The organism is Bacillus sp. JJ1566 (assembly GCF_036962685.1).
Taxonomy (GTDB): domain Bacteria; phylum Bacillota; class Bacilli; order Bacillales; family Bacillaceae_L; genus Ferdinandcohnia.
Window position 1 is genome coordinate 1 of record NZ_JBALOP010000060.1, and the last position, 26399, is coordinate 26399.

The 26399-nt window shown below is 39.4% G+C and carries 29 protein-coding genes and 1 pseudogene; 12 read left to right on the forward strand and 18 right to left on the reverse strand.

Annotation, left to right across the window (positions count from 1 at the left end):
* Nucleotides 1–265: 265 nt before the first annotated feature.
* The 5 genes from V7112_RS21020 to bcp all read right to left on the reverse strand — a co-directional run bounded on the left by V7112_RS21020 (nt 266) and on the right by bcp (nt 4882).
* The gene (locus V7112_RS21020; RefSeq protein ID WP_335423444.1) at nt 266–1288 is read right to left on the reverse strand and encodes a siderophore ABC transporter substrate-binding protein; all 1023 of its coding nucleotides are present in this window, start codon (nt 1286–1288) and stop codon (nt 266–268) included.
* 188 nt (nt 1289–1476) lie between these two features.
* A complete protein-coding gene (locus V7112_RS21025) occupies nt 1477–2244 on the reverse strand; it encodes an iron ABC transporter ATP-binding protein (RefSeq protein WP_335423446.1) in 768 nt (255 codons plus the stop codon).
* Nucleotides 2241–3194 carry an iron chelate uptake ABC transporter family permease subunit gene (locus V7112_RS21030; RefSeq protein WP_335423448.1) on the reverse strand — a complete coding sequence of 318 codons (954 nt, stop codon included), beginning with the start codon at nt 3192–3194 and terminating at the stop codon, nt 2241–2243. Before V7112_RS21030 ends, V7112_RS21025 begins: the two co-directional genes overlap by 4 nt.
* Nucleotides 3184–4137 carry an ABC transporter permease gene (locus V7112_RS21035; protein WP_335423450.1) on the reverse strand — a complete coding sequence of 318 codons (954 nt, stop codon included), beginning with the start codon at nt 4135–4137 and terminating at the stop codon, nt 3184–3186. The genes V7112_RS21030 and V7112_RS21035 overlap by 11 nt, the downstream gene beginning before the upstream one ends.
* Nucleotides 4138–4414: 277 nt before the next feature.
* The gene (bcp, locus tag V7112_RS21040) at nt 4415–4882 is read right to left on the reverse strand and encodes a thioredoxin-dependent thiol peroxidase (RefSeq protein WP_335423452.1); all 468 of its coding nucleotides are present in this window, start codon (nt 4880–4882) and stop codon (nt 4415–4417) included.
* A 136-nt stretch (nt 4883–5018) separates the two neighbouring features.
* Here bcp and V7112_RS21045 point away from each other — a divergent pair, with 136 nt between their 5' ends.
* Together V7112_RS21045 and V7112_RS21050 are read left to right on the forward strand one after the other, a co-directional pair.
* Nucleotides 5019–6305: a glutamate-1-semialdehyde 2,1-aminomutase gene (locus tag V7112_RS21045; protein WP_335423454.1), complete on the forward strand. Its 1287-nt coding sequence runs from the start codon at nt 5019–5021 to the stop codon at nt 6303–6305.
* A gap of 393 nt (nt 6306–6698) precedes the next feature.
* Complete coding sequence (locus tag V7112_RS21050; protein WP_335423455.1) at nt 6699–7775, forward strand: FUSC family protein; 1077 nt, start codon at nt 6699–6701, stop codon at nt 7773–7775.
* A 30-nt stretch (nt 7776–7805) separates the two neighbouring features.
* Here V7112_RS21050 and nikC read toward each other — a convergent pair whose 3' ends face one another.
* From nikC to V7112_RS21095, 9 genes are all read right to left on the reverse strand, one after another.
* A complete protein-coding gene (gene nikC / locus V7112_RS21055; protein WP_335423457.1) occupies nt 7806–8696 on the reverse strand; it encodes a nickel transporter permease in 891 nt (296 codons plus the stop codon).
* A 21-nt stretch (nt 8697–8717) separates the two neighbouring features.
* Complete coding sequence (locus V7112_RS21060; protein WP_335423460.1) at nt 8718–9722, reverse strand: ABC transporter permease; 1005 nt, start codon at nt 9720–9722, stop codon at nt 8718–8720.
* Between the two features lie 69 nt (nt 9723–9791).
* Nucleotides 9792–11426, reverse strand: coding sequence for an ABC transporter substrate-binding protein (locus V7112_RS21065; RefSeq protein WP_335423462.1), 1635 nt, complete (start codon nt 11424–11426; stop codon nt 9792–9794).
* 46 nt (nt 11427–11472) lie between these two features.
* Entirely contained in the window at nt 11473–12438 is a 966-nt protein-coding gene (locus V7112_RS21070) for an ABC transporter ATP-binding protein (RefSeq protein WP_335423464.1), read from the reverse strand.
* Nucleotides 12410–13426 carry an ABC transporter ATP-binding protein gene (locus tag V7112_RS21075; RefSeq protein WP_335423466.1) on the reverse strand — a complete coding sequence of 339 codons (1017 nt, stop codon included), beginning with the start codon at nt 13424–13426 and terminating at the stop codon, nt 12410–12412. Before V7112_RS21075 ends, V7112_RS21070 begins: the two co-directional genes overlap by 29 nt.
* Nucleotides 13427–13629: 203 nt before the next feature.
* A complete protein-coding gene (locus tag V7112_RS21080; protein WP_335423468.1) occupies nt 13630–15381 on the reverse strand; it encodes an ABC transporter ATP-binding protein in 1752 nt (583 codons plus the stop codon).
* A gap of 278 nt (nt 15382–15659) precedes the next feature.
* On the reverse strand, nt 15660–16190 hold the full coding sequence (gene ntdP, locus V7112_RS21085) for a nucleoside tri-diphosphate phosphatase (protein ID WP_335423470.1): 531 nt from the start codon (nt 16188–16190) through the stop codon (nt 15660–15662).
* A 196-nt stretch (nt 16191–16386) separates the two neighbouring features.
* Complete coding sequence (locus V7112_RS21090) at nt 16387–16641, reverse strand: YgaB family protein (protein ID WP_335423472.1); 255 nt, start codon at nt 16639–16641, stop codon at nt 16387–16389.
* Between the two features lie 328 nt (nt 16642–16969).
* Nucleotides 16970–17146 carry a gamma-type small acid-soluble spore protein gene (locus tag V7112_RS21095; protein WP_335423475.1) on the reverse strand — a complete coding sequence of 59 codons (177 nt, stop codon included), beginning with the start codon at nt 17144–17146 and terminating at the stop codon, nt 16970–16972.
* Nucleotides 17147–17286: 140 nt separating this feature from the next.
* On the opposite strand from V7112_RS21095, the gene V7112_RS21100 reads away from it, so the two are divergent.
* A complete protein-coding gene (locus V7112_RS21100; RefSeq protein ID WP_335423477.1) occupies nt 17287–17508 on the forward strand; it encodes a cytosolic protein in 222 nt (73 codons plus the stop codon).
* Between the two features lie 147 nt (nt 17509–17655).
* Here the strand turns inward: V7112_RS21100 and mutY are convergent, their stop codons facing one another.
* Complete coding sequence (mutY, locus tag V7112_RS21105; RefSeq protein WP_335423479.1) at nt 17656–18735, reverse strand: A/G-specific adenine glycosylase; 1080 nt, start codon at nt 18733–18735, stop codon at nt 17656–17658.
* Nucleotides 18736–18845: 110 nt separating this feature from the next.
* Here mutY and V7112_RS21110 point away from each other — a divergent pair, with 110 nt between their 5' ends.
* From V7112_RS21110 to V7112_RS21120, 3 genes are all read left to right on the forward strand, one after another.
* Nucleotides 18846–19829, forward strand: a complete 984-nt coding sequence (locus V7112_RS21110; protein ID WP_335423481.1) for a metal-dependent hydrolase — start codon at nt 18846–18848, stop codon at nt 19827–19829.
* Between the two features lie 163 nt (nt 19830–19992).
* Nucleotides 19993–20151: a small, acid-soluble spore protein K gene (locus V7112_RS21115; protein WP_335423483.1), complete on the forward strand. Its 159-nt coding sequence runs from the start codon at nt 19993–19995 to the stop codon at nt 20149–20151.
* A gap of 107 nt (nt 20152–20258) precedes the next feature.
* Nucleotides 20259–20411 (forward strand): YpzG family protein, encoded by a 153-nt coding sequence (locus V7112_RS21120; RefSeq protein WP_335423484.1) that lies wholly within the window; start codon nt 20259–20261, stop codon nt 20409–20411.
* Nucleotides 20412–20692: 281 nt separating this feature from the next.
* Here V7112_RS21120 and V7112_RS21125 read toward each other — a convergent pair whose 3' ends face one another.
* Nucleotides 20693–21010 (reverse strand): YfhH family protein, encoded by a 318-nt coding sequence (locus tag V7112_RS21125; protein ID WP_335423486.1) that lies wholly within the window; start codon nt 21008–21010, stop codon nt 20693–20695.
* 1 nt (nt 21011) lies between these two features.
* Nucleotides 21012–21833, reverse strand: coding sequence for a recombination regulator RecX (gene recX, locus V7112_RS21130; protein WP_335423488.1), 822 nt, complete (start codon nt 21831–21833; stop codon nt 21012–21014).
* Between the two features lie 99 nt (nt 21834–21932).
* On the opposite strand from recX, the gene V7112_RS21135 reads away from it, so the two are divergent.
* The 6 genes and pseudogenes from V7112_RS21135 (at nt 21933) to V7112_RS21160 (ending at nt 25696) form a co-directional block, all read left to right on the forward strand.
* On the forward strand, nt 21933–22841 hold the full coding sequence (locus tag V7112_RS21135) for a TIGR01777 family oxidoreductase (protein ID WP_335423489.1): 909 nt from the start codon (nt 21933–21935) through the stop codon (nt 22839–22841).
* Nucleotides 22842–23166: 325 nt separating this feature from the next.
* The gene (locus V7112_RS21140) at nt 23167–23724 is read left to right on the forward strand and encodes a GNAT family N-acetyltransferase (RefSeq protein WP_335423491.1); all 558 of its coding nucleotides are present in this window, start codon (nt 23167–23169) and stop codon (nt 23722–23724) included.
* A 92-nt stretch (nt 23725–23816) separates the two neighbouring features.
* Nucleotides 23817–23933 (forward strand): YfhE family protein, encoded by a 117-nt coding sequence (locus V7112_RS21145; protein WP_335423493.1) that lies wholly within the window; start codon nt 23817–23819, stop codon nt 23931–23933.
* A 106-nt stretch (nt 23934–24039) separates the two neighbouring features.
* A complete protein-coding gene (locus V7112_RS21150; RefSeq protein ID WP_335423495.1) occupies nt 24040–24225 on the forward strand; it encodes a YfhD family protein in 186 nt (61 codons plus the stop codon).
* Between the two features lie 421 nt (nt 24226–24646).
* A pseudogene (locus V7112_RS21155) lies at nt 24647–25159 on the forward strand (peptidoglycan recognition protein family protein); the annotation flags it as partial.
* A 54-nt stretch (nt 25160–25213) separates the two neighbouring features.
* Nucleotides 25214–25696 (forward strand): peptidoglycan-binding domain-containing protein, encoded by a 483-nt coding sequence (locus V7112_RS21160; RefSeq protein ID WP_335423513.1) that lies wholly within the window; start codon nt 25214–25216, stop codon nt 25694–25696.
* A 137-nt stretch (nt 25697–25833) separates the two neighbouring features.
* Here V7112_RS21160 and larC read toward each other — a convergent pair whose 3' ends face one another.
* The gene (larC, locus tag V7112_RS21165) at nt 25834–26307 is read right to left on the reverse strand and encodes a nickel insertion protein (protein ID WP_335423497.1); all 474 of its coding nucleotides are present in this window, start codon (nt 26305–26307) and stop codon (nt 25834–25836) included.
* Nucleotides 26308–26399: the final 92 nt, after the last annotated feature.

Genomic DNA, 26399 nt, shown 5'->3' on the forward strand with positions numbered 1-26399 from the left:
TAAAGACTCTTTTTACCATCAGAACTGGATATTTCTGTAAAAACTAATGGTATAAACACACTTAATACTATGGATTTTGGATATTTCTGTAAGAACTATTAACATATGTGCAAAATATGACCGAACTTTTGTACATTACTAGAAAATCTTTCATCATAAATCTCTATATCTTGTGCCCCATTCCCCAACCTCCATTGCAAACCAAAAAAAGCCGCCCAGAAAACCAGTTTTCACTGACTTTCCGGACAGCCTTCATATTCCAACCTTATTTTAATTCGGCTAAAATTTCTTCAATTTTTGCAAGCTCAGATTGTAAGCCGCCACCGCTTAGGTACCAAAGGACACCGTCAAGATACACGATACGCTTGTTTTGATAAGCTTTTGTTTTTTGAATGATTTTATTTTCCATGTCTTTGCTGATATTGGATTGACCGCCCACTGCTGCTGTACGGTCAATTACAAACAGCACATCTGGGTTGTATTCTAGTAATGCTTCAAATCCAAAATTAGATCCGTGAGAAGATGAAGCGATATCATCGGTTACTGGCTTGAAGCCGTAAATATCATAAATATATCCGAAGCGAGAATTTGTTGCGAAACCTGATAATTTTCCTTCATTGTACATGGTAACTAATGAACTTTCAAAGTTACCAGATAAAGCCTTCACTTCTGCTAAAGCTGAATCAATTTTTGCTTTGTATTCATCAGCTTCCGCTTCTTTATCAAACATTTTCGCAGCTACATCTACAGAAGCTAGGAATGTGTTCCAGTAGTCATCCTGAGATGTTCCAACAAATACAACAGGTGCGATTTCTTGTAACTCTTCATAGTATGGTGCTAGACGATTAGAAATGAAAATCGCATCTGGACCAATTTCTGCAATGTCTTCAAGTAATGGTTCTTTTAAAGTTCCTACATTTACGTAGTCATCGCTAGCATAGTCTTTAAGACTTTCTGGTAAGCTGGAATCTTGAGGAACCCCTACTACACCTTTCACACCAAGTGCATCTAATGTATCTAAGAAACCATAATCAAAAACAACAATTTTTTCTGGCATAGCTTTAAATTCTACATCTTTAAAACTAACAGTTCCCGCTTCTTCACTTTCAGCTGATACAAGCGTTGGAGAAACCGTCATTGGGTATTGCCCTGCTGCTTGATTTGTTGCTTGTTCTCCTGCTACATCTGTATCATTTGCCTTTTCAGTTGAAGCACCATCGTCATTCGCACAAGCAGTAAGCGCTAACGACAAAGCTAAAGCTGCACTAGCTAATTTCCATTTTTTCATCTGTGTCCTCTCCTTTAGACGATATGTATTATTTCTCATTAGAAATGAGAATCATTTTCATTGATAACTATTCTCATTATAGAGTCATAACTACCTTCCGTCAATACAAAAAAAACAATTATTTTACACATTATGAGTATCTTACCCTCTTTATTAAAAAAAGACCTAGAGACTTAATCCCCTAGGTCTTATGCATGTGAATTGAAGTAAACGCAAATCCGACAGCCATTTTGTTCTTGAATTGGAATATCCATATCGTAGATTTCACGTAAAGCCTCTGAATTTATAATTTCATGTGTAGGTCCATTTTTGACAAGCTTGCCGTTTTTCAATGCAACAATTCGATCTGAATACACAGATGCAAAATTTATATCATGCAGGACAATCACAACAGTTTTGCCAAGCTCATCCACAAGCTTGCGCAAAATCTTCATTATTTGAACGGAGTGCTTCATATCCAGGTTATTTAATGGCTCATCAAGCAGCACATAGTCAGTATCCTGTGCAATAACCATCGCTATAAAGGCACGTTGTCTTTGTCCACCTGATAGCTCATCTAAAAATTGATCCTCAATATCCGTTAAATTCATATATTCCAGTGCTTGATTAATGAATTTTTCATCTTCATCTGATAGGCGACCCTTAGAATAAGGATAGCGCCCAAATGCAACAAGCTCACGGATCGTTAAACGAACATTTAAGTAGTTCGATTGTTTAAGAATCGAAACACGTTTTGCGAACGCAGATGACTTCCACTTTTTCACATTATTTTTATCAAGTAATACTTCCCCAGTATCAGCATCTAATAATCGACTTACCATAGACAGAAGCGTGGATTTACCTGCACCATTCGGACCGATAAACGATGTAATTGTGCCCGGCTCAATGGTGATAGACACATCTTCAACAACAGGCTTTTTCCCAAAATACTTCGATAATCCTTTGATTTCAATCATCGTGCTGACCTACTTTCTTTTAATAGTAAGAAAATGAAATAGATACCACCAATAAAGTTAATAATGACGCTTAATGTGGTACGTAATTCAAAAATATGTTCAACGAGGAACTGACCACCAACAAGGGCAATGACACTCATTAAGCTTGCCCCGAGAATTAAAATCGAATGTTTATAGGTGACTAAAAATTGATACGCAAGGTTTGCTACGATTAAACCGAAAAATGTAATCGGACCAACTAATGCAGTTGAAGTCGCAATTAACACCGATGATAAAATTAAAACGTTCATGACCATTCGATCATAATTTACACCTAGGTTCATCGCATTTTCACGGCCAAGTGACATGACATCTAACTTATCCATAATGAGGTAGCCGTAAATAAAAGCAATGAGTAAAATTCCAATTGCAATATATAAAAGCTCTGCCTTTACGTTTGTAAAGGTAGCAAATAAGCGACTTTGTAGACTTAAATATTCGACTGGATCGATCATAACCTGTAAAAATGTGACAAGGCTTCCTAAAAGTGTTCCGATAATCATCCCAATCAATAGTAGTAAATAGATCGGATGTTTGTCTGACCGGAATAGGAATCGGTACAGGATAAGTGCAAATAATACCATGGCAATGATAGCTGCACCAAAGTTTAAATACTTATTTAACACCCAAATAGACATTGAACCTGCAAAGAAATAGATTAATGTTTGGACAACCTCATACATGGAGTCCAATCCCATCATAGATGGAGTTAAGATACGGTTCTGTGTAATCGTTTGGAACACGACGGTCGAATAAGCGATCGCGATTCCTGTTACAACCATTGCCGTAACTCGAGTCATCCGTTTCGGGAAGGCATAATCAAATCCACCTTTTAAATCATAAAATCCATATAGTAAAACACAAATGATTGCAATAACGGCGAGGATTATCAGTTTTGTACTATTTCGCATATGCTCTCCCCCTAAACAACATGATTAAGAAGATTGCACTGCCGATTACTGCTACAGTTACATTAACCGGAATTTCGTAAGGATGAACAATGATTCTACCTAAAATATCACAGATTAATAGGAACACAACACCAAGAGCAGCTGTGTGTGGAATCGTCTTTCGTAAATTATCCCCTAAATAAAGCGATACGATATTCGGTACAATTAATCCTAAGAAAGGTATGACTCCAACCGTCAATACAACAGTTGTTGAAATAATCGCTACAAGGATTAGCCCTATATTTAAAACAACTTTATAGCTTAATCCAAGGTTTTTCGCAAAATCCTCACCCATACCAGCAACAGTAAATTTATTCGCAAATATATACGCTAGTATAACAGCTGGAATCGCTACATATAAAAGTTCATAGCGTCCTGCGATAACCAATGTGAAGCTTCCCATTAACCAGGATGAAATGTTTTGAATCAGGTCTGCCTCATATGCAAAAAAAGTCGCGATCGATGACAATATATTTCCGTACATAATTCCAATTAACGGAACGAAAATGGCATCCTTAAATTTAATTTTATCTAAAATTTGCATGAAAATAAGTGTACCCACTAATGCAAATGCGAAGCTAAAAATAATCTGTTGTGTATAGGTTACATTTGTAAAGAATAGCATTGAAATTAAGATCCCTAGCTTTGCGGCATCTAGAGTACCCGCAGTTGTAGGTGATACGAATTTATTTCTACTTAAGCTTTGCATAATTAATCCTGCAATACTCATCCCTGCACCCGCTAAAATGATCGACATTAAACGAGGAACACGACTAATCAAGAAAATCTGTGTCTCATCTGATTCCCAATTTAGTAAATCGATTGGTGTGATATTAATAGCTCCAATAAATAGCGATACGAAGGAGAGAACAATGGCAGCGATTATTAACATCCATAGTCTCATTTGTAAATCCTCATTGTGTGTATTCTTAGTATGATAAAGTGAAATTTCAATGAATAGGAAATTATACTTCCCTTTCATTCATGACAAATGAAAACGATTATCATTACTAATAACTTCATTATAAGTAAAGAATATTGTAAAATCAACCTACAAATAGGAATACGAGTGGTTTCAACAACACCACCCGTAGCCCTTTCAAAGTACTGTCCCCACTTGTTTTCATCGGATACCCCGGTGAGGTTTCGGACCGCACCTGTCTTTTTATTTCACAAATTCTTCACAAGTTTTCTTTTATGTAAGTAAGGGCCTCTTCAACATGTCCTTTAACAGATACTTTGCGCCATTCTTTTACGAGGTTCCCTTCCTTATCAATAATGAAGGTTGAACGCTCAATTCCCATGTACTCCTTACCAAAGTTCTTCTTAAGCTTCCAGACTCCATATTGTTCCGCGACTTCGTGATCTTCATCTACTACTAATAGAAACGGAAGATCATATTTATCAATGAATTTTTTATGACGTTCAAGTGAATCCGTGCTAACTCCAAGTATCACCGTATCGAGCCCACTAAAGCTTTCGTGTGCGTCCCTGAAATCACAAGCCTCTGTTGTACATCCTGGTGTCATATCTTTTGGATAAAAATAAAGAACTACATTTTTCCCTTTAAAATCTGCTAAAGAAACGGTATCTCCATTGCTAACTGTTGCCGTAAATTCAGGTGCTTTTTGTCCAATTTCGATTGTCATCATAATTACCTCCTGTATTTTCCTATTAATAATAGGGTACATAATTTTGAATTGATATACAAATAAACCGGATTTGTTCCTATCAGATTTAGTGATAAAATAGAATCGTTGATTGAAAGCTAGGAGGAACAAAATAATGAATCATTCAAAATCAGAAGAACTATATAGTGAAGCATTGGAGCATATCGTTGGAGGTGTAAATAGTCCATCTCGCTCATACAAAGCGGTTGGCGGTGGTGCACCAGTGGCGATGGAACGTGCAAAAGGTGCTTATTTTTGGGATGTTGACGGAAATAAATACATAGATTATCTCGCAGCATATGGCCCAATCATTACCGGCCATGCTCACCCACATATTACTGAGGCGATTACAAAAGCTGCTGAAACCGGCGTGTTATATGGTACTCCAACACCACATGAAGTGAAGTTTGCAAAAATGCTAAAAGAAGCTATGCCTGGCATGGATAAAGTTCGCTTTGTAAACTCTGGAACTGAAGCGGTTATGACGACGATTCGTGTCGCACGCGCCTATACCAATAGAACGAAGATTATTAAATTTGCTGGTTGCTATCACGGCCATTCCGACCTTGTGCTTGTCGCGGCTGGCTCAGGTCCTTCAACACTTGGAACTCCCGATTCTGCTGGCGTTCCAAAGAGCATTGCACAGGAAGTGATCACAGTTCCATTCAACGATATCGAGCCTTTTAAAGAAGCTCTTGAAAAATGGGGACAGGAAATCGCGGGTGTTCTTGTTGAACCAATCGTTGGGAACTTCGGAATCGTGGAACCGAAGGAGGGCTTTTTAGAGCAAGTACTTGAGCTTTCTCATGAAGCTGGTGCACTCGTTATTTTTGATGAAGTCATTACAGCTTTCCGCTTTATGTATGGCGGTGCTCAAAATCTACTAGGAATCACACCTGACTTAACAGCACTAGGAAAAATCATCGGCGGCGGGCTTCCAATCGGTGCGTACGGTGGTAAAAAGGAAATTATGGAACAGGTTGCCCCGCTTGGTCCAGCTTACCAAGCTGGAACAATGGCAGGAAACCCTGCATCGATGCTATCAGGAATTGCATGTCTAGAAGTACTTCAAGAGGAAGGCTTGTATGAAAAATTAGATCAATTAGGTGCTGTGCTTGAAGAAGGAATTCTAAAGCATGCCTCTACCTATAATGTGCCAATTACGATTAACCGATTAAAAGGGGCATTAACTGTTTTCTTTACAGATGAAAAGATCGAAAACTACGAGCAAGCTGAGAATACCGACGGAGAAATGTTTGGGCGATTCTTCAAATTAATGCTAAGCCAAGGCATCAATCTTGCCCCATCCAAATATGAAGCATGGTTCCTCACGATTGCTCATACTGAAGAAGATATTGTGGAGACACTTAGAGCCGTTGAATATGCGTTTAAGAATCTATAATTAGTTAGAACCTGCCCGTGCGGCAGGTTTTTTTTGCTTTCTGGCACTGAAGATGAGGAAATGCGCTTTAGGGAGTGGGAATTGCGCTTTATTTTTTATATTTGCGCTTTACAAGGGGGATTTACGCCTCGGCCAGAATATTTGCACCAACTTTTCATTTTTTGCGTCGTCTGCCCAATATTTGCGCTACCAGCCAAATCTTTGCATCGCCGGCCCAATTTGCGTCTTCAAATACAAATCAGGTATTTCCTTCTTGCCATTATGCACATTTCAATTAGGACATGTTTCCCTTGCTATACGCATAAAATCATTGTATGATACTGTATTGGTTTAGATTATGGAGAAAAAGCTAAATATAATATAACAGCTTTTTTATAGAAAGGATTCGAAACAATGAAATTTGGTGCCCGCATGCTAAAAACGGGAATTGCCATTACTCTCGCGTTAATGATTGCGAAGCTTTTACAATTGCCTTCGCCGGTGTTTGCTGGAATTGCTGCTGTTTTTGCGATTCAGCCTTCGATATATCGTTCCTATTTAACTGTAATTGAACAAATTCAGGCAAATGTGATTGGAGCGTTTTTTGCCGTTTTATTTGGACTGTATTTTGGCAATAACGCATTTATTATTGGACTTACTGTTGTTCTTGTCATCGCGATTAACTTAAGGTTTAAGATGGAAAAAACGATTCCTGTCGCAATTGTGACTGTAATCGCGATTATGGAAAGTCCCAGTGAGCAGTTTATGGAGTTTGCAAGCCTTCGATTTCTAGCCATCTTATTGGGGATTTTATCCGCATTTTTGGTAAACCTCATTTTTCTCCCACCAAAATATGAGAAGAAGCTATATGATGCAATCGTTTTGCAATGTGAGGAAATCTTTAAATGGGTGCGGATCAGTACAAGACATGCTTCTGAGTACAACACGTTAAAAGATGATATCGAAAAAATTAAAGAAAACATCATTCAGATTGATCAGTTATTCCTCCTATATAAAGAGGAACGGAATTATTTTAAAAAGGTAGAATATGAAAAGTCCAGAAAGCTTGTCTTATTTAGACAAATGATTACTTGTACAAATCGTGCATTGGATATGCTAAAAAAATTGCACAGACATGAAAATGAGCTTCAAGACATGCCGATTCCATTTCAGCAATTATTTGTTAAAGAAATAGATGACCTCGTTCATTCCCATGAACAGATTTTATTAAAGTTTGTAGGCAAGGTGAAGGTTCAAGCACCTGAGGAATTAATGCAGGATTTTATATTTGATCGAAAAAAAGTAATCGATACTCTGATTGAACACCAAAATCCAGAGGACGAAGAAAGCCAAGAAAATTGGTATCATTTAATGACACTTGTTTCAGCTATCCTTGAGTACTCAGAACAGCTTGAGCGTCTTGATACATTAGTTGAAAGTTTCCAAAGCTTCCATAACGAAGTAATCGTGGATGAGGCAAATAAAGAGTAAAAAAAACAGCTAACACGAGTTAGCTGTTTTTTATTGTTTCATTTTTGGGTCAAGTGCATCACGCAGTCCGTCCCCCATTAAATTAAATCCAAGCACTGTCAGCATGATGGCAATTCCCGGAAAAATCATCGTCCATGGAGCTTGCGTTAAGTAATTCTTTGAATCTGCAAGCATCTTCCCCCATTCGGGATTTGGTGGTTGTGCTCCCATCCCTAGAAAACCAAGTGCAGCGGCTTCGATGATAGCTGTAGCAATTGCCAGTGACGCCTGGACGATAATGGGTGCCATACTATTTGGCAAAATATGATGAAATAAAATTCTCCGGTCCTTCATCCCAACACCCCGGGCCGCGGTTATATATTCCTCTTCCTTGACACTTAACACTCTAGAACGAATCAGCCTTCCGAAGTTTGGTACATTGATGATTGCAATCGCAATCAACGCATTTCTTAGAGATGGTCCAAGAATTGCAACAATCGCAAGTGCGAGTAAAATACTTGGGAATGCTAGTAAAATATCAAACACGCGACTGATTACGTTATCTACCCATCGACCGTAATATCCCGCTAGAATGCCAAGCAAGCTTCCAACAATGGCTGAGCCCATTACGGCAAAAAAGCCAACACGCAATGAAATTCTAGCCCCATAGATGATTCTTGATAAGATATCTCTTCCGAAATCATCCGTTCCAAGCCAATGATCACTTGATGGAGGCTGGAGTCGATTCGCGAGATTTTTTTCATCAATTCCTTGTGGGGCGATAAGCGGTGCAAAAATGGCTAAAATGATAAATAAGAAAACAATACAAGTCCCGACAAGGGCTAATTTATTTTTTCGAAAGCTTCGCCACGCTTCCTTCCATGGTGATACAGCTCCATCACTTTTTTTCAATGATAAATCAGTTTGTGCAAACTCTGCCATCTAATCACCCCTTCCCTATTTTTAGCGATATTTAATTCGCGGATCGATAACCGCATATAAAAGGTCTACGATTAAATTGATAAAAACAAAGAAGGTGGCAACCACTAAAATTCCAGACTGAATGACAGGATAGTCGCGGTAATTGATAGCTTCATAAATATATCGTCCAATTCCAGGCCAGCCAAAAATGGTTTCTGTTAGGATTGCTCCTCCAAGCAATAAACCAGTTTGCAAACCGATGACCGTTAAAACTGGGATAACTGCATTTTTCAAGGAGTGCTTGTACACGACCCAAAACATTTTCACTCCCTTTGCACGTGCTGTTCGTACAAAGTCTGAACGCATCACTTCAAGCATACTTGAACGAGTAATCCGTGCGATTATTGCCATTGGAATAGTTGCTAGCGCGATGCTTGGGAGAACTAGATGCTTTAAAACCGTTACAAATTGGTCAGTTCTTCCATTTATTAATGTATCAATTAAATAGAGGCTTGTGACCGACTCAACTGGGTCCCTTACGTTTTCTCTGCCCGTCGTTGGCAGCAAATCTAGTTGCAATGCAAATGCCCATTGCTCCATTAAACCTAACCAAAAAATGGGCATGGATACACCGATTAAGGCAAGGACCATTGCAATGTAATCAAACCATGAATTTTGAAACCATGCGCTTATGATGCCTGCGTTAACTCCTATTACAATTGCAATAATCATCGCAACAATGGTTAACTCGATTGTGGCTGCTAAATACGGCCAAATCTCTTCACTAATTGCCGTCTTGGTCCGGATTGATTCCCCTAAATCTCCAGTCAACAGCCCCTTAATATACTCGAAATATTGAATATATAACGGTTGATCGAGACCAAGCTTTGTTGTAAGGGCCGCGATGGACTCTGCGGTAGCACGCTGACCAAGCATGATTTGTGCTGGATTTCCCGGGATTAGGTGAATGATTGAAAAGACAACGAGTGTCATGCCGATCAATACTGGAACGACCAATCCGATTCTTCGTAGTGTATATGTGAACAAGATTATCACCTCTTTTAAATTAGACGTTAAAGGGGAGCAACGAAACTCCCCTTTAACAAGTCTCAAATCCTATTCAAACTCAACCTTCGTTAAAATATCAGAACCAGTTGGGTGTGGGAGTAATCCCTTTAAATTTTTCTTTCCTGCCAACAATGGTGTTGAGTGAACAAGCGGTGCCCATGGTGAATCCTCATGGATGATTTCTTGTGCTTTTTTGTATAATACATTACGTTTCTCTTGATCAGGATTTGATTGCGCTTCAATCAAAATACCGTGAAGCTCGTCATTACTGTAATAGGAATAGTTATTGCTTCCAATACTGTCCTTATCTAATAAAGTATAAATAAAGTTATCTGGGTCACCATTATCCCCTGTCCAACCTAGCATATAGGCATCGAATTCACCTTTAGCTGCTTGCTCTAGATATGTCCCCCAGTCGACAGATTTTATTTCTGCTTTAACGCCAATTTCAGCAAAGCTGGATTGGATAACCTCTGCTACCTTCATTCCATCAGGCATATAAGGACGTGGTACCGGCATTGCCCATAGATCCATTTCAAATCCGTCCGCGTAGCCTGCTTCAGCTAATAATTCCTTCGCCTTATCTAAATCATATGGATATGGCTCAATGTCATCATTGTAGCCTTCTAGCGCTGGTGGAAGCGGATTTTTTGCAGGCTCTGCAAGTCCACCATAAAATGCCGTAATAATGCCCTCTTTGTCAATTGCATGGTTCAACGCCTGACGAACGAGCTTGTTATCAAATGGTGGGCGAGTAACTGTAAATCCTAGGTATCCAATGTTCATAGATGGTCGCTCAAATGTTTGTAGATCTGGATTTCCTTGAATTTGTTCAAGGTCAGACGGGTTCACTCCGTCCATTAAATCAATTTCACCGGCAAGCAATGCATTTAAGCGTGCAGAGTTTTCAGGGATTGATCTAAAAATAACTTTATCTAGCTTCGGATAGCCTTCCATCCAATAATCAGGATTCTTTTCTATCGTAATTCTGTCATTTTCTTTCCATTCTACAAATTTGAAAGGCCCAGTCCCTACTGGGTTCTTCATAAAATTATCGCCAAATTGCTCAAGTGCAGCCGGGCTTGCTATCCCAAATGGTGACATGGCTAAGTTCTTTAAAAAAGGTGCTTGTGGACGATATAATGTGAATTTGACAGTAAATTCGTCTTCGGCAATTACTTCTTTAATCACATGGCCTTCATCCCCTTTAAATCCTCCAAACATGGTGTAGTATGGGAATTGATCCGCATCCCCATTCATCCAGCGCTCGAAGTTCTTAACCACTGCGTCTGCATTAAAATCGGTACCATCATGGAATTTTACACCTTCACGTAGCTTCAACGTATATTCGAGGCCATCTTCAGAAGGTGTCCAATCAGTTGCCAATCCAGGTTGTAATGTTGTATCTTGCTCTCCATAGTTAATTAAAGTTTCAAAGATATTCACCGTGACCTTAAAGGTTTCCCCTTCTGTCGTCGAAATCGGGTCTAAAGACACAGAATCTCCACCACGCCCGAATACAAGCTCGGTTTGGACTTCTGCTGATGGTGTTTCTCCTGTCGGCTTTTCCCCCTCATTCGGACTTTCATTTCCTTTTTCACTACCTCCACTACAGCCTACTAAAGCTGTAGATAACAGAAGTAAGAATAATAGTGAGAACAGTATGCCTTTCCTCTTAAACAATGAAATTCCCCCTTATTGCATTTTTTTATCATGAATGTGGCCAGTCTTAATAGAGATGACAGGCAACAAAATGACCTTCTTCTACCTCTTTAAACTCTGGGCGTGTCGTTTTGCAAATCTCCATACAGCTCCGACATCTTGTATGAAACGCACATCCTGCAGGCGGATTAGATGGGCTTGGAATCTCCCCGGTGATGCCCACTGTCTCTTTTTTATAATCCGGATCTGGAATGGGCACAGCTTCTAGCAACGCTTCCGTATATGGATGAAGAGGCTTGTTATAAAGCTTCTCGCTATCTGTCAATTCTATGATTCTTCCTAAATACATAACGCCCACTCTATCACTTATATGCCGCACTACCCCTAAATCATGTGCAATAAATATATAGGTCAGCCCATATTTCTCTTGCAAATCCTCCATCAGGTTTAGCACCTGTGATTGAATCGATACGTCCAGTGCAGAAACTGGCTCGTCTGCAATAATTAAGGATGGATTGGTCATTAATGCCTTTGCAATACCAATGCGTTGACGCTGACCTCCACTAAATTGATGCGGATATCGCTTTGCATGATAACTACTTAAGCCGACAACCTCTAACATTTCTTGTACCTTACGTTTTCTTTCCTTTTTATCGCCAATTCCATGAACAATCAAAGGTTCCTCTAGTATTTTTTCGACTGTATGCCTTGGATTAAGGGAAGCGTAGGGATCCTGAAAAATGATTTGCATGTCCCGCCTTAGCTTTCTCATTGCCGACATTGATAGATTTGTAACATCCTTCTCGTTAAAAAAAACCTGGCCTTCCGTTGGTTCCAAAAGCCGTAAAATCAGTCTTCCTGTTGTGGACTTTCCACAACCACTTTCTCCAACGATTCCAAGTGTTTCACCCTTATTCACAAAAAAGGAAAGTCCGTCAACCGCCTTTACATCTCCTACCTTTTTACCAAACACGCCACCGTTAATCGGAAAATACTTTTTTAAATTATGGACTTGTAGTAAAGGCTGTGTCATGATAGCTTTCCTCCCCTCCAATTTGTAAAAAGCAGCGAACACGATGGCCCTTCTCGTCAACATCGTAAAGCTCAGGGTTTTCTGAAAAGCAGCGTTCAAACGCAAACTCACAGCGTTCCGCAAACCGACAACCTTTTGTAACCGAACCCGGCTTGGGCACATTCCCAGGAATCGAATAAAGCCGCTCATTTTTATTGCGGATATCAGGTACTGATTTTAATAGGCCTTTCGTATATGGATGCTTTGGATTTTTAAAAATGGACGAGACTTTCCCTTCTTCCACAATCTTTCCGGCATACATGACAACAACACGTTCACAAATTTGGGCAACGACACCTAAATCATGGGTGATCAGCATGATGGCTGTATTCATTTCAATATTCAATTCCTTCATCAGCTTTAAAATTTGTAATTGAATGGTTACATCTAATGCAGTTGTTGGCTCATCTGCGATTAATAGTTTTGGGTTACAAGCCATCGCCATTGCAATCATCACTCTTTGCCGCATGCCACCTGATAGCTGATGTGGGTAATCATTCATTAATTCTTCCGCGCGTGGGAGACCGACTCGTTTCATGATTTCAATTGCCCTAGCACATGATTTTTTCTTGTCCCATTTCATATGAATCTTGATTCCCTCTATCAACTGGTCGCCAATCGTAAATAGAGGATTTAATGATGTCATGGGCTCCTGAAAAATCATTGCAATGTCATTCCCTCTGATTTGACGCATCTTTTTCTCAGAAAAATGAACGAGATTTTCACCATTAAAAACAATCTCGCCACCGACAATTTTTCCAGGAGGAGTAGGAACTAGTCCCATTATTGATAAAGACGTGACGCTCTTTCCGCACCCAGATTCTCCGACTACTCCTAAAATTTCTCCCTCACTTATATGAAAATCTACGTCGTCAACTGCTGGTATTTCCCCCTCATCCGTAAAAAAAGAGGTGCGGAGTCCCTTTACCTCGATTATTTTTTCACCCATCAATCACACCTGCCTTTACAAGAAGTTTTATTAAGAAGTTGTCTCAATTATTACCTCAATATAAAAAAAGCCTTCAAGATTCGAAGGAAATCTTCCGCTATTATCCGACATCATTTCCCTGGAAATAACAAAAATCTTTGTTTCGTTGTGAAATTTGTCGAATCACCACATAAAAAAAGACACGGAATTTCGTTTCCGTGTCTTTAATCATCTAATTGTTGAACCTGGAACAGATCGTAATAATGTCCCTTTTTGCTCATTAATTCAGCATGTGTTCCGATTTCTACAATCTCCCCATGTTCAATGAGGACAATTTTATCTGCATGTGTAATCGTTGATAAGCGGTGCGCAACGATGAAGGTTGTTCGATTTTTCGCAAGTTCCTCTAGTGATTCCTGAATCAGGTGTTCACTCTCAAGGTCCAATGCTGAAGTCGCTTCATCCCAAATTAATAACGGTGGATTTTTTAAAAATACACGCGCAATTGCAATTCTTTGTTTTTGACCACCTGATAGCTTTACGCCTCTTTCCCCAACTTTTGTATCATAGCCTTGTGGGAGATTTTCGATAAACTCATGTGCATTCGCTGCTTTTGCTGCTTCAATAATTTCTTCATCACTTGCGCCTGGCTTTCCGAGCAGTATATTGTGCTTGACTGATTCACTGAATAAGAAGGTATCTTGATGAACCATCCCGATTTTATCGCGAAGGCTTCTCACCTTATAGGAGCGAATATCAGTCCCATCTAATAGAATCCTTCCTCCTGTTACATCATAAAACCTTGGAATTAAGCTAACAAGAGTCGACTTTCCACCACCACTCATTCCAACTAAGGCGACCTTTTCCCCGCTTTTAATATCTAAGTTGATATTTTTTAAGACGATTTGATCATCGTCATCATCCCCGTATGAAAATGAGATATTTTCAAAGTTCATATTCCCTGATACTTTTTTACATTCAACCGCATTTGGCCCGTCTACAATATCATATTTTTCATCAATAAATTCAAATACACGGTCCATTGACGCAAGTGCCTGTGTTAATGTTGTCGAAGAATTCACGAGTCGTCTTAACGGATTATAGAGACGGTCTATATAGGCAACAAACGCAACTAATGTACCTACTGTAAGATTCCCTTGAATGACCTGATATCCGGCATACCCAATTACAAGGAGTGGTGCGATATCGGTAATCGTATTTACAACGGCAAAGGTTTTGGCATTCCAGCCTGTATGGTCTAATGCTTTCTGAAGAAAATTGCTGTTTTGCTTATCAAAAAGCTTTTGTTCATGGTCTTCAATCGCAAAGCTTCGGATGACTGGAATCCCTTGAACCCGTTCATGAAGATACCCCTGGACCTCTGCTAACGCCTGGGAGCGAGCCCTTGTAAGATGGCGAAGTCTACCATAAAAATACTTAATCGAAAATCCATAGAGTGGGAATAAAATGATGGACACGATTGTTAATGGAACATCTAATGTCAGCATGATGACGATTGCTATAACAATTGTAAAAAGATCAAGCCACAGGTTCATCAACCCGGTGATAACAAAGGTTTTCGTTTGTTCAACATCATGAATAACCCTCGAAATCACTTCACCTGCTCTTGTGTTGGCATAATAACGAAGACTCAGCTTTTGAATATGGTCAAAAAGCTGATCCCGAATATCATAAAGAATTTTACTTCCGACCCATTGTGCATAATATTGACGATAGTATTCAACAGGTGGGCGCAAGACGAGAAAAATAATGAGCATGATTCCCATTGCGAGGAAGAGCTTTGATAGTTTTTCATCCTGCGTTAAATTTGCTGCGATGACATCATCCAAAATATATTTCAATAATAATGGCGTAAGCATCGGAATTGAAAATTTAATAATACCAATGATAATTGTAATAAAGATTTGAAACCGGTACGGCTTCACGAATTTCATATAACGTCTTGTACTCCCCAAACCCCTAACCTACCTTCAAGTTGTAATGCTATGTATTTTGTGAAAATTTTAAAACCTGTTGCTAGGTTCAACAGGTTTTGTCATAAATCAAATGCGCCTTGGCGTATTTGCGCCCAGATTTTTTAGGCCCACTTGAGGTGGGTCACAAAGACGTTGCCACAGGAAGTGGCTTTCTTAGTCTTTGTCCTTACGCTCGAAAATTTTCATATGAAAATCTGTGGCATCCGCTGGAGGCTTAAATTTATTAAGCAGGAGTTGGGGACTTCTGCTTAATGAATTTAACTTCGGTATGTTAAATAACGCTCATACCAGATATCGATAAAGTCTGGTGCAAATGGACCTTTTCGTCCACGAATCCATTGGATTAGCTTGTCCACATTATTTTTTAAAATCTTATCGATTACATCAGGATAATTCATTTCACGACGATGTTTTTCATATTCATCCTCGTCTAATAAGGTAAATGTCATATCCGGAAATACTTTAATATCCAAATCATAATCAATATATTTCAATGCTTCGTCATCGGAAATGAAAGGTGAACTGATATTGCAATAATAATAGACGCCGTCCTCACGTATCATCCCAATAATATTAAACCAATGGCGCGCATGGAAATAACATATAGCCGGTTCCCTTGTAATCCAAGTCCGACCATCGGATTCTGTCACGGTTGTACGATCATTCCCGCCAATTACAAGGCTTTGTGTTCCTTTTAGAACCCTCGTTTCTTCCCAAACACGGTGAATATGGCCATTATGTTTATAGCTATGGATTTGTATTTTGTCTCCTTCCATGGGAATACCCATTCTCTCTCCCTACTTTCACTTTGGGCAGCTTTGTCTTATACGTTTCTAAATTTTTGTATATTATATGATAGGGTTTTTGCCGAACTCCCATATCGAAAGTATAAAAACAAAGAAAAACCTTTTTCTATTATTATAACGGTTCAACTAGTATTTTAAAACAAAAGAGCCATCGGAAATTTTCGATGACTCCATTTGTTCACACAGGCTGATGAATTTTACCCTGATAAGATCTGATGACTTCTTCCGTTTGTTTCTGGAATAAATCATGAATTTGCACGAGTTCTTCCTGCATTCGCCGAATTTCTTCTTGTATCGTTTCGAGCTCTGTTTCTTTTTGAAGTTCTAAAATTTGAGTCTCAAGTTCCTGGCATCTTTCAATTTCGGATTGAATGAAAAGGAGCTTGTCCATTGTTTTTAATTGTTCACCAACAAGGTCATTAAAATTGCTCATCTGTTATCCTCCTAATTGTCTATGAACCAATATTACCGTTATACCCTATTATTTCTGTAAATAGACTCAATTTCCTTTGTCTTTGTATGTAGAGATATAGGAGGTTTTGTCAATTCATATGTAGAAGCTTCTTCATTTGGTTTATGAAAGACTTTTCGGTTATGTTTTTTGGTATGAATGTCCTTTATTCAGCTTATGAAGGACTTTTCGGCATAGGTTTCGCACCGGAATGTCCCTCATCCCCTTTTGTGCAAGGTAAACAAGTGAAAACACTCCCCTGCGAATGCAAGGAAGTGTTTTGTGTTAAGTATTAAAGTTCCTGTTTATGTTAGCCTTGTCCTTTGTTGGACTGAGACTGTTGGTTTTGTTTTCTTACTTCTTGAGCGTTTGTTTCGCTACCAAACTCAGTACCGAATTGACCACCAGCACCTTGAGATTGAGCGTTTTGTTGTCTAACTTGTTGAATGTTAGTTCCAGCTGAAGATTTGTTTGGTTGTTTAGCCATTGTTATCACCTCCACGTCCATTAATTTGTCCAGATGAGAATTTAATATCCAAAAAAATAATATAATTTTAAAGGATAATTTTTCATCAATTGGATAATCTTATTAATTGAACAAAGGAATTTTAAAGGAGGGTAATTGAGATGTATTCTGGTCGTGACATGACTCATTTATCAATGATCCCAAAAAATGAATGGAAGGAAAGCGAGCTTGCTTTTTTCCACCATTCCTTTCAACAAATTGTTCCATATTTAAATACGGAGGGCAGGTCCCTTCACAATGAAATTGTCCAAGAAATTGAAGCTAGAGGCGGGTTCTACCATAACAATGACTTCACGAGTGATATTCGATTATCGTATGACTAAAAGAAATGCGCAAGGTGCCCGTCTATCGGCGACAAGCATAAGACGAGCGCTGACAGAAGGTGCACTTTACCTTCAGAAGCGATTGGCTTATGACCTCGAGCCGATGGCGCCTGAAGCTAGACATAACGTGTGAACAAAAAGCTTTCCTCATCTTTGAAGAAAGCTTTTTAATATTTTTTGATGGGAAACAGGGAATGTGAATGCCTCTAATTCCTCTAAACTGACAAGTTTTAAATTGTCTGTCTCATCCACGGATCCTACAACTTTCCCTTCAAAAACAGTGATATTCCATATTAAATGAGAAAATACATGCTGGATCGTTGTAAATGCTTGTCCAATCTTTGTATCAACTTCATAGTTACTTTTTATAAATTCACCCAGCTGTTCCTTTGGAGCCTGGAGCTCTGAGATTGTTTCATGGTTTGGAAACTCCCATAGATTTGCTAAAAGACCTTTTTCCGGGCGTTTGTGAATTAAAAATCGGCCCGCTTCGTCTTGGAGAACGACTGCCGCCATTGAAACAGCGGTTGGCGCCTTTTTCTTACTTTTTACAGGGAGTTCTTTTTGGACACCCTCTGCAAAGGCTCTGCAGTGCTCGCGAACCGGACATAAGAGGCAGGCAGGATTGCCTGGAACACAAATTAAAGCCCCTAATTCCATTAACGCCTGATTAAAAGCAGATGGATTTTCCTTTGAAATAATTTCTCTAACAATGTCCTCAAACTGCTGGCGAGTTTTTGGTTTAGCGATATCATCCCAATTGGATAAAATCCTTGAAAGAACGCGCATCACATTGCCATCAACGGCAGGCTCTGGAATTCCGTATGCAATACTTAGAATCGCCCCAGTTGTATAGGGTCCAACACCTTTTAAGCTTGAAATTTCCTTAACGGTGTTTGGAACCTTCCCATCGTACTCTTCTGCAACTTCTTTAACTGCCGCATGAAGGTTTCTCACTCGTGAATAATAGCCTAAGCCTTCCCAAGCTTTGAGTACTTTTTCTTCTTCAGCTTCAGCAAGATCCTCGATTGTCGGAAACTTAGATACGAAATTCTCAAAGTATGGAATGACGGTATCCACTCTTGTTTGCTGAAGCATTATTTCAGAAACCCATACTTTATACGGATCTTGATCCTGCCTCCATGGAAGATCCCGTTGTTCTTTTTCAAACCAATCAATTAAATCTTTTTGGAATTCATTTATCGAAAAATTTTCTAACATTTTCATTTATTCATACCATTCCCTCTCCGGTGGTGTTATTATTAAAATAATTTATCTAAAAAAGTTAATCTTGGTTACATTAATCTTAGATAAGTATCGAAAAGGAGGTCCCATTTTTGGATACAGGCACACATGTCGTTATGGGTCTTGCTTTAGGTGGTATTGCCACTCTTGACCCAGTTGTTACAATTAATCCCGCTACAACTCATGCTGTTATCTTTGGAACGCTAATTGGTTCACAGGCACCAGACCTTGATACCATCCTTAAATTGCGAAACAATGCTCAATATATAAAAAACCACCGTGGAATTACACATTCCATTCCGGCCGTTTTGCTGTGGCCTATCTTGATTACAGGGGGGCTTTTACTCTTTTATCCTGAAGCTAATTTATTGCATCTTTGGATGTGGACCTTTATCGGTGTCATCCTCCATGTATTTGTTGATATCTTTAATGCGTATGGAACACAAGCATTGCGTCCCTTTTCACATAAATGGGTAGCTTTAGGCGTTATCAATACATTTGATCCATTTATTTTTCTAATGCATTTAGCAGGGATCGTTGTTTGGAAGCTTGGCTTACATCCGGGAATTACTTTCTTTTCGGTTTATGCCATCCTTTTTGTCTATTATATCATCCGATTTCGAATGCGAAATAAGGTTGAAACGGCGGTTCGTGATAAAATCGATGGTAATATCACAGAAATCATCATTTCGCCAACCTATCGCTTTAATCAATGGCATATTGCGGTCGTGACTGAAAAATATTTTTATGTCGCACGTGCCAAAAACAATGAAGTCATTATACACGATCAATTTGCAAAGCGCCCAATTCCCGATACTCCAGTTATTAATGCTGCAAAAAAAGACAAGAACTTAGCAGCATTTCTTCACTTCTCACCTGTTTATCGCTGGGAAATCGATGAGTATGACGATCACTACGAGGTTCGCTTTATTGATCTTCGTTATCGAAGCAAGGGGCATTATCCATTTGTTGCGATTGTTCAGTTAGACCTTGATTTAAACATTACAACTTCCTATACTGGCTGGATTTTTAGCGAAGAAAAGCTTCGTAAAAAACTTGAGCTCATTCCAAGCTAACCAATTTTCCCCATAACAATTGTTGTTATGGGGATTTCCATTAATTCACGTAGTCCATTTTACATGTTAAGAAGAGAAGTTCTCCATACTAGTAGTACGTGTTTAAAGGTGTGAACTCCCTTTTTACACGATATCCAATTTTGCTTCTATAGGAGGTATTCGCATGCGGAACAAAAAACAAGGATTCCCAAACCAGAATCGTAATAAGTTTCAAGGTGAACCTAGAGCAAAGGCTGAATACGCTTCAACAAGAGCAGATGGTTCCATTAACACACATCCACAGGAGCGAATGAAAGCTTCAAGTGAACGACACGATTTTTAAAAACAGGAGTTTTTAAGATCAAAGACTAAAAACCACATCCTGTGGCAACGTCTTTGTGACCTACATCACGTGGGCAAAAAATCGAGTATTACTTGGAGGTGCGTGTTATGGGTAAAAAAGGATATAAGCTAAATGAATATAATAGTCCGTTCCAAAAAGCATGGGCCAATCCGAAACATGCGTGGGCACAGGTGAATGGAGAAACGAGACTGACCCAAAACCTCATCATATTAGAGCGTGAGACAAGAAAACGCTCGTAAATTAAGAAAAGTGGAAGGCCCCTGGATTGCAGAACATCGACTACCTGCCGCCACGTCCTATGGCGAACGTCGGTGTTAGCACTTCCTCGAAAATGCTATGTATTTTCTTCGTGCGAGGATCATGCTGTCGAAGCTTTCCTTGTCCTGTGCAAGTCAAACATAAGACAAGCGCTGACAGATGGGGTGCATTTTACCTTCCGATGCGATTGGATTTGACCAGAGAGCCGATGGCACCTGCAACTAGACAAAGGAAAACCAGAGAGATCTCCCTCTCTGGTTTTTTATTCTTTAATAAGTAATGAAATCGGCAATGCCTCTTCTTTATCCTCTTGACCGATACGATGGCCCCAAGCAAATACTCCGTTGAGATAATTAATTTTAAAATGACTGCCAGGATCTCCATCAATTTCATATATTTCACCTTGATTAAAATCCTTTGGATTCAGCATATAAGCCTTTGCCATCGATGCTTTTCGTTCAAGCACAGCAAGCTCATTTACAATCCCAAGCTGTTCAGCCTTTCGTGCTTGTTCCTTTAAGGTGGCGATTTCCTGTCTTAATTCAAATTCTGTCATCTGGCTATATCGTTTTTCTTGCATGTTAGTTCTCCCCATCCTTTATGTGTTCGATGAATTTATCAATCATATCTAAATCAAAACCTTTTCGGAAAAGGGTTTGCTTCATTTTTTGTTCATATTCCCATCCATCTAGTTTTTCATATTTACGATGGGCCTTCATACCTTGGTGCTTGAGGGCTTCCCATTCTTCATCAGTATCCTTCTCAGTTGATGCTTCTTCCATGGCGATTTGAATGACATCCCATGTGTATCCCTTCCTTTGAAGGGTCTGCTCGAGCTTTTGTTTTGTTTGGCGCTCTGAAGCTTTATTATTTTTAGGTATTGTTTTTCCAATCAGCTTAATGGCCTTTTCGACCTGCTCGTCCATCGTGAAAAGTGCAAGACTTTTCGTTAGTAGGTCCTGCTCAATTCCTTTTTCAAAAAGCTCCTGCTTGATTACTTCAGGACCCTTTGTGGTTGTATTGATTTGTGTTTGAACATAGGCTCTTGCAAATTCCTCATCATTAATATATTTATACTCGGCGAGCTTATGGATCACATCTGGAATGATTGGGTCATCAATCTCCTTTTTCTTAAGATAATCAATGACTTCCTTTGTTGACCGCATTCTATATGATAAAAAATTCAACGCTACATTAAAGGCCTTCTTCGCTTCATCTTCAAATTGGATTTCCGTAATATCAAGGTCATCCAGTTCCATACCTTTTTTCAGTTGAAAGGAAATGAGGATATCTTGATCAACACTAAAGGCATATTCCGCGCCCTTGCCATTCCCGTAATCAAGAAAAATATTAAATCGTTCTGTGTTTTTCTTTTGAGTTGTGATTTTTGCTATGATTGCCATTTGAATTACACCTCCCTTTAATAGTAGCACAAGATTTTTGAAGGATATACGGAAAACTTATTGAATTATTTAGGAAAAGAGATGGAAAGGACGAAAAACATGAAGATTGCAATTGCAGGTGGTACAGGCTTTGTCGGGAAAAAGCTAACGGATTATCTTTTGGGGCAAAATCATGAGGTGTTTATATTAACGAGAAATGTGGCTAAAACAAGTCATCATCCCAGTCTACATTATGTAGAGTGGCTGAAAACAAATTGTACTCCTGAAAATCAGCTACAGGAGATTGATGCAATTATTAACCTGGCGGGAGAATCGCTGAATAGCGGAAGATGGACGGAAACCCGTAAAAAACGAATTATAGAAAGCCGATTGATTGCGACTAAGGAAATCGTGCGTATCATCTCTTCATTGCCGAAAAAGACGAAGGTGCTGTTGAATGCAAGTGCAATTGGAATTTACGGAACATCGGAAAGTGCCACTTTTACGGAAGAAACCATTCAGATTGGGACTGATTTTCTTTCACATACGGTTTCGGCCTGGGAGCAGGAAGCAAACAAGGCAGATGACTTGGGTGTACGGACTTGTTTCTTGCGATTTGGTGTTGTGCTAGGGGATGATGGCGGTGCACTCACTCGCATGATTCTGCCATATAAGTTTTTTATCGGTGGTACGATTGGTTCTGGCAAGCAATGGCTCTCTTGGATTCATATCGATGATGTCGTTAAAGGAATTGATTTTCTGTTACATCATGATACCGTGAGTGGACCTGTTAATTTCACTGCACCAAATCCGACGCAAATGAAGAAGTTTGGTCAAACGGCCGGATCCGTTCTTAATCGTCCTCACTGGCTCCCGGTACCCGAATTTGCTTTAAAACTTTTACTCGGTGAAATGAGTATTTTAGTGTTGAAAGGTCAAAAAGTACTTCCAACAAAACTAGAAAATCACGGGTTTACTTTTACATTTAACACTGTTGAAAAGGCGTTAAATAGCATTTTTAAAAGATAATTCGACATAATGTCTTAAGATTCCACAGAAACGTCGAAATTACCAATAATTTGATACAAAAATTTCACAAAAAACCTATTTATTTTTACATAAGATTCAAGTATGATACCTAAAGTAAAGTAAAAAAATTAACCTAACAATAAAATACAAAACTTAAAATTGGCCAACGCAAAGTGGCTAACTTTAGGGAAGGCAAATGGTGCGCCACCAGTTTCACTGGTTCTAGTGGGTTCGATTCCCACCCCGAAATTTTTTAATAACACAAAAAATTTCGAGGGTGGATCCTGCCACAGGTCCGGTCTGTCCTCATTTGGAGGGGAAACTGATGCTAAAAAAGCGTGAACTTCAAGATAGTCAAGCTCTTTATGACTTAATGGTGCACCCGGATGTCTTTCCTTTTGTGCGTCATAAGGCATATTCTTATGATGAGTTTTTATTTTTAACTAAGCAAACGATTGAGGCAGAAGAGCGAGGTGAACTTATTTCACGTACCATTTTAGATGAATGGGGCTCTCCAATCGGTACCATTAATTTATTCGATGTCGAAGACAATGCAGGTTTCCTTGGAACCTGGCTTGGTAAACCATTTCACGGTAAAGGTTACAACCAACCCGCTAAGGATGCATTCTTCGCAGAACTCTTTTATGAACTCGGAATCGAAACTATTTTTATGAGAGTTCGTAAAAATAATCACCGCTCATTGATGGCCGTTCAAAAACTCCCATATGTAACCTTCGCCAATGAAACGCGAAAGTCCTTGCTTGACCAGGTTAATGCGAATGGCGACATTTACAATCTTTTTGAGGTATCAAAGGATTTATATACACTCCACACATTACGTGTTGGACAAATGCATGAGGAAGAACATTTGAAAGAAGCTTAAACCTAGACCCGTTTTTTAACGGGTTTTTTTGTTTGAATTTTTTGGGGATGGATAAAATAATACTATATTACTTAGAAAGTGAGGAACCTTTAATGCCAAAAGATAAAAGACGTGAAAAATCGAAAAGCACATTAAGCAGCATGCAGGCGGTTACATATTCTAGGGAGTTTAAAATGGCGGATCGCGCAGGCGGATATACAAAAAAATAATACATATCAGTATCTTCCACTTATGATGTCCCATTTCATGGTCATCCTAATATTGAGCAGGTTGTGAGTAACGGCCTCTCCATTATTTTTCGGGATGGTGTTGATAATGGGAAGATCAAGGGGACAAAGATCACGAGATAAAAACAAAGGGAGCTTACCACAGGTTCCTAAAAACATGAAATCAGATGGTCGTGATGTCGAGTTCTCACGTGAACTTGCTGACCAGGATGATTTAGAAGCACTGGCACGCTCAAATGCAGCGGATGCTAGAGCTGCGAAGAAGAAGAAATAAGGTATAACAAACCAAAGGGATTTCAATTCCCTTTGGTTTTTGTTTGTGTATATGCGTCTATTGATGGTTCTCTCTATCCTTAGTCCAAATCTGTGATTCATTTGGACTACAGGACTTGTTTTTCTATTCGCTCTGTCAGAATCACGGTTTCATTTGGACTCACAGACGCTAAATCCCCCACCCTTCTGTCAGAATCTCGGCCTCTTTTGGACTCACAGACACTAGTTCCCCCATCCTTCTGTCAGAATCCCGGCCTCTTTTGGACTCACAAACCCTAGTTCCTCTTCCTCCTGTCTAATTCAAATCTCCAACCTCCATACAGCTTGACGCCCATGATACAAGCATATACATGGCACAGCACAATCATTTCATGCATATGATGAATGGATTGTTATACTCATAATTCATGGAGGTGAATGAAATGGAGTATCCAATTACAAGAGACTATATTCGTTTTGGAAATTCACGTTCAGGCCAAAAGATTTCTAAGGTACGTTTTATCGTGAGTCATGATACAGGAAATCCAGGGTCAACTGCCTATGGAAATCGAAATTATTTTGACCGTTCACAGCCAAGTGCATCTGCCCATACGTTCATTGATGATAAATATGTGTTAGAAATAATCCCCCTTACCGAAAAAGCATGGCATGTTCGTTACAATGTCACGAAGGATAACGCTATGTTTGGGGATGATGCTAATGATGCGGCGATTGGTGTAGAATTTTGCCATGGTGGGAAAATTAATTTCCAAGAGGCATATAATCGATATGTCTGGTACCATGCTTATTTATGTGACAAGTTTAATTTAGACCCGAAACGGCATATTGTTGCACATAGCACGTTAGACCCATCAAGGAGATCAGATCCACAAAATGCGTTACGACCCCATGGTGTATCTTGGGAAGAATTTATAAATGATGTACAAGAATCATATAATCGTGATTTTAAAGGGATTCCTACGAGCAATCCAAAGCCTGTTGTTGCCGGAGTGTCAACTCGACTTCCAATTCGAAGAGGTAACAAAGGTCCATTTGTAAAAGAAATTCAAGAAGACTTAATTCAAGCTGGTTTCCCAATGCCTGGTTATGGCGCCGACGGAAGCTTCGGTCCTGCAACCGAGCGTGCGGTTATGCGGTTCCAAAAACGATATGGGCTAGTGGTGGATGGACTAGTCGGGCCAGCCACATTGAAAAAACTTGAGGAAGTCATTAAGCAAGACACTTCTGCCCATGAAGAGTTTCCACTTCCCGATGGTGTTTGGGGACGTGGCGACAAGGGTGAAGAGGTTCGCATGATCCAACGCGCCCTTAAGCATATTCACTTTGACCCTAAAATGATTGATGGCAGCTATGGCCCATTAACGGAGGATGCTGTCCGCAGATTCCAATCCATGTATGCGGCTCTAGCAGATGATGGAATCTACGGTCCGAATACGAAGAAATATATGCAGATGGAATTGAATGATATGTAAGTTGAGACCCACTGGCTACAGTGGGTTTTGTTGTTTTGTGAAGCTAGTGGCAGTATTTTTGGAATAGTGGCAGTATTTTTCATATAGTGACAGTATTTTTAAAATAGTGACAGTATTTACCCCACAAACAAAACCTTTCATCCCTTATTAATCTCTTTCCAAACCTCTTCATACACTTTTTTCAGCGGAATTCCATTTTCTTCGGCAATTCTGCGGCAATCCTCGTATTCAGGTGATTTTTGAACAGATTCCCCTTCAAAAATTCCCTCTTTTATCGTAACTTTTCCCCATTTTGTCACCACTTCTGTAAAAATTCGCTCGAGTCGGTGAACGGTCAGAGGATAATAACGTAACCCAAGTGTTGTCGTTTCGGCAAACAGGATTTCCTTCATTTTCTTCAATTTCCCCTTCGAGCAAAGAAGCTGCAGAAGGACAGCCGGTCGGTTTTTTTTCATATAAATCGGTGTGTAGTAAACGTCATTTGCTCCTGCATCAAATAATAAATCCATGACGTAGCCAAGCCATTCACCAGACATATTGTCAAGATTAACCTCAAGCTTGATCATGCCCTCGTCAATATGCTCATGATTTGGTGGAAGTTTTTTTTCCATGTGTCCCTTCCCTTTCTTTCGAAAATTCTCTATCGCTAGTATATCATCGTGGGACAAAAATAGCCCGCCGAAATGGCGAGCTATCCTTTTGA